The organism is Treponema sp. UBA785 (genome assembly GCF_002297065.1).
GTDB lineage: Bacteria > Spirochaetota > Spirochaetia > Treponematales > Treponemataceae > Treponema_D.
In genome coordinates this window covers 10,898-19,147 of sequence record NZ_DBJD01000094.1, presented here as the reverse complement: position 1 = coordinate 19,147, position 8,250 = coordinate 10,898, and the positions used below count along the sequence as shown (strand labels likewise).

The following is an 8,250-nucleotide window of genomic DNA, read 5'->3' as shown; positions in this document are numbered from 1 at the left end:
GCCGCAGATGAAAATGCAATCATTATTGGATTTAATGTTCGTCCAACGGCAAAAGCTAAGATGCTTGCTGATGAAGAAAAAGTAGAAATCAGAAAATACAACGTTATCTATAAATGTGTTGAAGAGATTCAGCAGGCAATGGAAGGAATGCTCCGTCCAGATACAATTGAACAGAATATCGGTATGGTTGAAGTTCGCAACACATTCCGTGTTCCAAAAGTTGGAGTTATTGCAGGATGTTCAGTTACAGAAGGTCTTGTTAAAAAATCAGCTACTGTTAACCTTATCAGAGACGGAATTGTTAAATGGACAGGAAAAATTTCTTCGCTCAAACGTTACAAGGACGATGCAAAAGAAGTTAAGGCCGGTTTTGAATGTGGTATCGGTCTTGAAAACTGGCAGGACATTCAGGTTGGCGATCAGCTTGAAGTTATTGAATACGTTGAAGTTGCAAGAAAACTTGGCGAATCTCTCGTAGATGAAAAAGCCGAAGCAGAAGCAAAGGCTAAAGAGAGAATTGCCGCTGCAAAAGCCGAAGCAGAAGCTGCAGCAGCGCAGATTGCCGCAGAAGAAGCAGAAGCAAAGGCTAAAGGAAAAGCAAAAAAAGCAGCAAAAGATAAGTTAAATCCTTCATTTGTTCCGAATGGAGATGCTGAATAATGGGTGAATTTAGACTTGCAAAACTGGGTGAGCAGATTCGCGGCGAAATTGCACTGCTTATCAGCACCCAGAAAATAAAAGATCCGCGTGTTTCAACTTTTTTGACGATAAATCGTGTTGAAGTTGCCGCAGATTTGGCTTATGCAAAAGTTTATGTTTCGAGTTTTTTGCCAGAGGGACAGATTTTAAAAGGAGTTGCCGGGCTTAACAGCGCGGCAGGATTCATACAGTCGTCAATCGCAAGAAAACTTACAATTCGAAAATTTCCAAAACTCAGTTTTATTGCTGACAGTTCAATAAAGGACGGCTTTGAGATGGTAAATAAATTAAATCGTCTTGAAGCAGAGGAAAATGAGATCCGCAGACAGCAGACAGACGGGCAGTAACGCAAACTCCGGAATTTTGCTTTTAAGCAAGCAGTCCGGAGAAACGAGTTTTGCTTCTTTATCGGCAGTAAAAAAATCTCTTGGCACAAAAAAAGTCGGGCACACGGGAACATTGGATTCCTTTGCGGACGGGCTTCTTGTCGTTCTTACAGGCCATTTGACGCGTCTAGTTTCTCATATTACAAATTTTGGAAAAACTTACCTTGCATTGATTGAATTCGGCACGGAAACCGATACCCTCGATCCAACCGGAAATGTAATAAAGACAGGAAGAATCCCTGACGAAGAAGAAGTTCGCGCGGCTTTGAAAAAGTTCAAAGGAGAAATTGAACAGGTTCCGCCAAAATTCAGCGCGCTTCACGTAAATGGAAAAAGGGCCAGCGACCTTATGCGAAGCGGCGAGGAAGTTGAACTTGCGCCGAGAAAAATAACAATTCACTCAATCGTATTGCTTGATTTTTTTGAAAAATATGCTCTTGTCGAAGTCAGCTGTTCAAAAGGAACTTATATCCGCTCTCTTGCCCGCGATATTGCAAAGGAATGTGGAACCGTCGCTCATTTAAAGGCTTTGCGTCGCACTGGAGTAGGGCCTTTTTATTTAAAAAATGCGGCAGGCCATGAAGATTTGGAAGAATTTACGATTTCAAGCCTTGTATATGGCGAAAAAAAATCTTTAAAAAACAGAAAAAGCGATCCTTGTTTTGCGGAAAAGGTAAGAAATTCAACTTATCCGATGACGGCAGAAATTGCGCGTTTATGTGGATTTTCTCCGGCCATGCTTTGCACAGGCTACGTTCAAGATTTTGCCAACGGGCGTCTTTTAAGAAGACATTCGTTCTATTTTGAAGAAAAAACTCCGGAAAACTGTGAACTTGCGGTTTTTTATCCTGATTTAAAGTTTGCAGGAACAGTGAAAAGAAACGGCAGAAAATTCAGTTACGGTTTTGTAATTCAGCCGGAAGAGCAAAAACTGAAAATATATTCCTGGGAGCAGGTTGTAAACGGAAAGCCCATAAAGGATTTTGGAAGTCAGAAAACAGCCCTTAGCATTGGGAGTTTTGATGGAATGCATATCGGGCACGATTCGATTTTTGATTCAATTCTTGAAAAAAAACAGCTTGTGCCGGGAATTGTAACATTTCGCCATTCTACACGGCTTGAAAAGTCCGGAAAAGATTTTAGCGGAGAGGTTTCATCGCTCTCTCAAAAGCTAGAATTCTTTATGCGTAAAGGATTTAAGTTTGTCGTTGTAATTGACTTTTCCGACGATTTTACTAAAATACAAGGAAGTGATTTTCTGTCAATTTTAAAAGATAACTGCAATGTAAAATATCTTGCCGAAGGTGAAGATTTTAGATGCGGTTACAAAGGCTTGACCGATATTCCTGCTTTAAAAGAATTTTGCGCTAAAAATAAAATCGAGCTTAATGTTGTCAGTTTTGTTGATTATTCTGGCAAAAAAGTAAGTTCTTCAAGAATTCGTGAGGATGTTCTTGATAAAAAGTTTAATGAAATAAGCATAATGCTCAGAAATCCGTATACTATTGACTGTGCGGGTTTTGAATGGTATAGGGAAACAATAGAAGGAAAAAATTATCTGACCGCAAAAAAACACGGAAGTCAGATTTTTCCGCCTGATGGTGAATATGCTGTCAAAATAAAAATGGTAATTTCTGGAAGCGAAGAGATTTCCGCAGCAAAAACTGTAGCCTGTAAATTAGATTCCGGTTTACTTCGCGTGCTGGATTCTGACGGATCGCTCAGAGGCTTTGTGCGGGCAATTCAATTTGGTTACCCAGAGAAATAAATATTTTAAGGAGTAAGTAAAATGCTTACAAAAGAAGAATCAGCTGCAGTAGTCAGCAAATTTGGCAAAAACGAAGCCGACACAGGAAACACAAAAGTTCAGATCGCTCTCCTTACTGAACGCATCAAACAGCTTACAGTTCACTGCCAGCACTTCCCAAAAGACGCAGGCGCATCACGTGGATTGCTCAAAGTAATCGGACAGCGCCGCAAGATGCTTAAATATCTTCAGAGAAAGGATTTGGAAGTTTACCGCCAGCTTATTAAAGAACTTGGTCTCCGCAAATAATAAACGTGGAGGTGTAAGTAATGGCAGTAAATAGAGTAACTTACAAAATTGGTGATGAAGATTTAATTCTCGAAACTGGAAAAATCGGTAAACAGGCAAACGGATGTGTTTATGCGCAGTACGCAGGAACATCTGTAATTGCAACTGTATGTGCCTCTTCCGAAGTTAAAGAGGGATTGGACTTTGTCCCGGTTACTGTTGAATACAATGAAAAATATTATGCCGCAGGAAAAATTCCAGGAGGCTTTGTAAAACGTGAAGGTCGTCCAAAGGACAAAGAAATTTTGGTTTCTCGCCTTATTGACCGTCCTATGCGTCCTCTTTTTGAACCTGCATTTGGTCGTGAAATCCAGATTGTTCCGACTTGTGTTTCTGCCGACGGAATCAATCCACCGGACATTCTTGCAGTAATTGCCGCTTCTGCAGCAGTATCAATTTCTGATATTCCATTCCATGGACCAGTTGCAGCGGCAAGAGTCGCTTATATTGACGGACAGTATGTAATCAACCCGACTTTCTATCAGCAGGAAAAAGCTCAGCTCGAAATCGTTGTTGCCGGAACAAAAGACGGATTTACGATGGTTGAAGGCGGTGCAAACGAAGTCAGCGAGGAAGTAATGCTCGGCGCTCTTGAACAGGCGCAGGGCTTTATTACGGCTATGTGCGAGCTTCAGGAACAGCTTGTTGCAAAATGTGGAAAAGAAAAACTTCCGCTTGCTCCACTTAATGTTGAGCTTGCAAACAAAGAGCAGATTATTGCAGATGCAACACCTCTCCTTGAAAAAGCATGTTTCCAGGACGGAAAAATGACTCGCGGCAAGGCAATTGCCGCGGCAAAAGAGCAGGTTGCACAGAAATATGCTGAACAGTTGTCAGATGAAATTCAGAAAAAGCTTTTTGATTCTTGCTTTGATGATATTCAGTACAACTTGCTTAGAAAGAGCATTTTGGACAAAGGCTTGAGAATTGATGGCCGTAAATGTGACGAAATTCGTCCGATTACTTGCGAAGTGAACGTTCTTCCTCGTCCACACGGTTCGGCTCTTTTTACACGTGGCGAAACTCAGTCCTTGGCAGTTTGTACTCTTGGCACAACACTCGATGCCCAGGTTTATGACGATATTGATGGAGAAAGAAGCGAAAACTTTATTCTTCATTACAATTTCCCTCCTTATTCTGTTGGAGAAGTTGGACGTCTTACAACAGGCCGCCGCGAAATTGGACACGGAAACCTTGCCCGCCGTTCTTTGGCAGCCATGGTTCCGCCAGTTACAGAATTTCCTTATACCGTTCGCGTAGTTTCTGAAATCATGGAATCTAACGGTTCTTCTTCTCAGGCTTCTACTTGTGGCGGTTGTCTTGCAATGCTCGCTGCTGGCGTTCCTATGAAGAAGATGGTTGCAGGAATTGCAATGGGTCTTATTACAGAACCAGAAGGCGACAATCCTTACGGAAATTACAAGATTCTTTCTGATATCCTTGGTGAAGAAGACCATCTCGGCGATATGGACTTTAAGGTAGCCGGAACAAAAGACGGAATTACTGGTTTCCAGATGGATATTAAGATTGCCGGTGTAACAACACAGATTATGAAAGAAGCTCTCGCCCAGGCAAAAGCCGGACGCTTGCATATTCTTTCGATCATGGAAAAATGCATCGACAAGCCTCAGCCTATTAGTCCGTTTGCGCCAAAAATCTTGACTATGAAAATTAGTCCGGATAAAATCGGCGCTTTGATTGGCCCTGGCGGAAAGAACATTAAAGCTCTTTGCGCACAGTACGGCGTTACAATCAACACAGAAGATGACGGAACTGTTCAGATTTACGGAAAAACCGGAAAATCTGCTGAAGAAGCGAAACTCGCTGTAAAAGGCATTTGTGAAGATCCAGAAGTTGGAACAATTTACAACGGCACTGTAAAGCGCATAATGGATTTTGGTGCTTTTGTTGAAATTTTGCCAGGAAAAGAAGGCTTGTGCCACATTTCTAAACTTTCAAGACAGAGAGTTGAAAAAGTGACGGACGTTCTTAAAGAAGGCCAGCAGATTCCTGTAAAACTTCTTGAAGTAGACAAAATGGGAAGATTGAATCTTTCCTATGTTGATGCGCTTGAAGAGCTAAAAAAATAATTAACGCTTAAAATGTTAAATTATTAAACAAAAAATGGCTGTTTGAAGACTGATTTTCAGACAGCCATTTTTTTGTCAAAATCTCACTGCCATAGAAAAAAAAGTTCAAATCGTTTATACTTTTTAAGATATGAAAAAAGGTTTTGATAACGATAAATATTTGAAAATTCAGTCTGAACACATTAAAGAGCGTATTTCGCATTTTGGAAACAAGCTTTATTTGGAATTTGGCGGTAAACTTTTTGACGACTTTCATGCAAGCCGTGTTTTGCCTGGGTTTGAGCCAGACAGTAAACTCAAGATGCTTTTGCAGCTGGCTGATATGGCAGAAATTATAATCGTAATCAGCGCATTGGATATTGAAAAAAACAAAGTCCGCGGCGACTTGGGTATTACTTATGACAAAGATGTCCTTCGTCTGCGCCAGGAATTTATGGACAGAGGGTTATTTGTAGGTTCTGTTGTTATTACGCATTATTGCGGACAGGAAGGTGCAAAGGCCTTTGCTAAACGTCTTAAAAAACTTGGAATAAAGTCTTATTTCCATTATTTGATAGAAGGCTATCCGAGCAACGTTGCTCTTATCGACAGCGATAAAGGCTATGGAAAAAATGATTATGTAGAAACCTCCCGTCCGCTTGTTGTTGTTACAGCTCCAGGTCCTGGGTCTGGCAAAATGGCTGTCTGCTTAAGCCAGCTTTATAACGAAAATGTTCGCGGTGTAAAGGCAGGATATGCCAAGTTTGAAACGTTTCCTATTTGGAATCTTCCTCTAAAGCATCCTGTAAACCTTGCTTACGAAGCGGCAACTGCCGATTTAAACGATGTTAATATGATTGACCCATGGCATCTTGAGGCTTATGGGGTTACGACTGTAAACTACAACCGCGATATAGAAATTTATCCGGTGCTGGATGCAATCTTTAAGGGAATTTTTGGAGAAAATCCATATAAATCGCCGACGGATATGGGCGTCAATATGGCAGGCAACTGTATCTTTGACGACGAGGCATGCTGCTATGCGAGCCGTCAGGAAATTATCAGACGCTACTATACTGCTTTGTGCAACCTTGCTGACGGGAAGTGCGAAGAATCCGAAGTAAACAAACTTACTCTTTTAATGCAGCAGGCAAAGATAACTCCGGCCGACCGTCTTGTTACAGTTGCCGCAAGCAAACGCGCAGAAAAATCCGGACTTCCAGCGGCCGCAATCGAACTGAACGACGGCACAATAATCACTTCAGAAACATCAGATTTGCTTGGAACTTGCGCGGCCCTCATATTAAACGCAATCAAGCATCTTGCGGGAATTGACCACATCGTAAAACTTATTCCTGCCGCAATGATTGCGCCTATTCAGAATATGAAGGTGAACTATTTGCAGGGAAACAATCCGCGCCTTCATACAGATGAAGTTTTGGTAGCTCTTTCTATGCTCAGTCCAAACAACGAAAACTGCAAAAAGGCTCTTGAGCAGCTTCCTGCTTTAAAAGGCTGTCAGGTTCATACGAGCGTAATGCTTAGCGAAGTAGACCGCAAGATTTTTAAAAAACTCGGCGTCGATTTAACAAGCGATCCTGTAAAAAAACGCTAGGATTGCTGTCTTAGGCGGTAAATGCACGGACCGATGCGGAAAAGTTCTATGACCGATGTTGAAAATCTTGAAAAACTTATAAAAGACATTTTTAATGTTGAAAAAATTGTAAAAAACAAGAAGAACACAAACAAGTGCATTTCGCCGCTAAACAGTGAGCCAAAAAATCTTTTTGCCGAAAACTTTATAAAGCGGCTCAAACGCCTTCAAAAAAAGTATTCTGCGGACAGACAGGCAATTGTTCAGATTACAGAAAAAGTAAAGAACATAGCGGAAGCAAGAAACTCCAGATGGGCAGGACCTTATTCTGAGCTTGTTGCCTTGGATTTTTATTCGCAGTTTTCGGAATTTTTTAATCTCAGCTATATAAATATTCTTCCTGTCGAAAAGCACAAAAGCGCGATCCCCTCAAAAATCGGGCACACTCAGACAATAGACATTGATTTGTGCCTGCATTTTAGGCACTACGACATTTTTACGGACGTAAAGTCATTCAACTGCATTCATCAAAACATTCTCGAAGAAATATTTGAACGTGTTGAAGAATATTCAATGCTTTCGTTAAAAAAATCTGTAATGATTGGAGCAGATAACCGCTCGGAAATCGATTATTCAGAAGTAAAGAAAAACCTTGGGTTTGAAAAAGGACGGATTTTTCGGGCTTTAGTACAGGCTGTTTCGGAAAATAAACGGGTTTTAAAATATACTTCCCGTTCTGGAATAGATTTTACATTCAGAATTCAGTACACCGATATTTTGACAACAGTTGCAGAATATTCACCGTTTGCCATGGCGGAAGCTTACAAGTTTAAGTTTTTGGATTACGGCTCAAAACTTTTGGACAACGAATATTCGGTCATTACAATCGTAAAAAATCCGTGGTTTAACAGCGAGACAGTTGATTTTGGCGACTTTAACAATCTTTTTTACCGCTCGCTTGCGCGCCGTACGTTTATCGAACTGAACCGAATTGACGAAAAAGCCTCTGAACATTCCGGGGCATACTGCTCAACGCAGCTTACGGTAAAAGAAGTTGCTCAAAACCTCGCAGGAATTATATTTATTGACGATAACAGCGCAACCGAAAAAATGCAAAAATCGCTATATAGCGCCTATTTTTATATGAACCCGAACTATAAAAACAAAACGCCTCTTACGATTCGCAAAATGGAAAAATACTTTAGAAACTCCCGCGAAATTCAAATTCAAGATTTTGACGACTTTAAGTGGGACAACTATTAGCCAAACTTCGGCATTCAGACTATTAGCAGGAAAACGCCTGTTTACATAAATTTGACTGCACTTTTCACAAGAACGCAAATTCATTAAAATATCAACGATTCTTCTATATAGCCCCAACTTCAAGTTTTGATAAGAACAGTAATT

At 40.8% G+C, this 8,250-nt stretch carries 7 protein-coding genes; all 7 read left to right on the top strand.

The genetic code is table 11. The features are described 5' to 3' along the window. The coding region (locus tag B2X33_RS08690) for an EF-Tu/IF-2/RF-3 family GTPase (RefSeq protein ID WP_349675718.1) at nt 1-660 on the top strand (660 nt) is incomplete at its 5' end. After that, the gene (gene rbfA, locus B2X33_RS08685; protein ID WP_296020745.1) at nt 660-1,046 is read left to right on the top strand and encodes a 30S ribosome-binding factor RbfA; all 387 of its coding nucleotides are present in this window, start codon (nt 660-662) and stop codon (nt 1,044-1,046) included. The genes B2X33_RS08690 and rbfA, both read left to right, overlap by 1 nt. Continuing rightward, nucleotides 1,012-2,853 (top strand): tRNA pseudouridine(55) synthase TruB, encoded by a 1,842-nt coding sequence (truB, locus tag B2X33_RS08680; RefSeq protein WP_296669043.1) that lies wholly within the window; start codon nt 1,012-1,014, stop codon nt 2,851-2,853. The genes rbfA and truB overlap by 35 nt, the downstream gene beginning before the upstream one ends. Nucleotides 2,854-2,874: 21 nt before the next feature. Further along, on the top strand, nt 2,875-3,141 hold the full coding sequence (gene rpsO / locus B2X33_RS08675) for a 30S ribosomal protein S15 (protein ID WP_296020731.1): 267 nt from the start codon (nt 2,875-2,877) through the stop codon (nt 3,139-3,141). 20 nt (nt 3,142-3,161) lie between these two features. Then, nucleotides 3,162-5,270, top strand: a complete 2,109-nt coding sequence (gene pnp / locus B2X33_RS08670) for a polyribonucleotide nucleotidyltransferase (protein ID WP_296020724.1) — start codon at nt 3,162-3,164, stop codon at nt 5,268-5,270. A 130-nt stretch (nt 5,271-5,400) separates the two neighbouring features. Next, nucleotides 5,401-6,864, top strand: coding sequence for a DUF1846 domain-containing protein (locus tag B2X33_RS08665; RefSeq protein ID WP_296669041.1), 1,464 nt, complete (start codon nt 5,401-5,403; stop codon nt 6,862-6,864). A 48-nt stretch (nt 6,865-6,912) separates the two neighbouring features. Continuing rightward, nucleotides 6,913-8,106: a hypothetical protein gene (locus B2X33_RS08660; RefSeq protein ID WP_296020709.1), complete on the top strand. Its 1,194-nt coding sequence runs from the start codon at nt 6,913-6,915 to the stop codon at nt 8,104-8,106. The last annotated feature ends 144 nt before the right edge of the window (nt 8,107-8,250 follow it).

Excerpts from the sequence above, each read along its gene's own strand:
- rbfA (WP_296020745.1), top strand. The coding sequence starts at position 660 with ATGGGTGAATTTAGACTTGCAAAACTGGGTGAGCAGATTCGCGGCGAA.
- truB (WP_296669043.1), top strand. The coding sequence starts at position 1,012 with ATGAGATCCGCAGACAGCAGACAGACGGGCAGTAACGCAAACTCCGGA.
- rpsO (WP_296020731.1), top strand. The coding sequence starts at position 2,875 with ATGCTTACAAAAGAAGAATCAGCTGCAGTAGTCAGCAAATTTGGCAAA.
- pnp (WP_296020724.1), top strand. The coding sequence starts at position 3,162 with ATGGCAGTAAATAGAGTAACTTACAAAATTGGTGATGAAGATTTAATT.
- B2X33_RS08665 (WP_296669041.1), top strand. The coding sequence starts at position 5,401 with ATGAAAAAAGGTTTTGATAACGATAAATATTTGAAAATTCAGTCTGAA.
- B2X33_RS08660 (WP_296020709.1), top strand. The coding sequence starts at position 6,913 with ATGACCGATGTTGAAAATCTTGAAAAACTTATAAAAGACATTTTTAAT.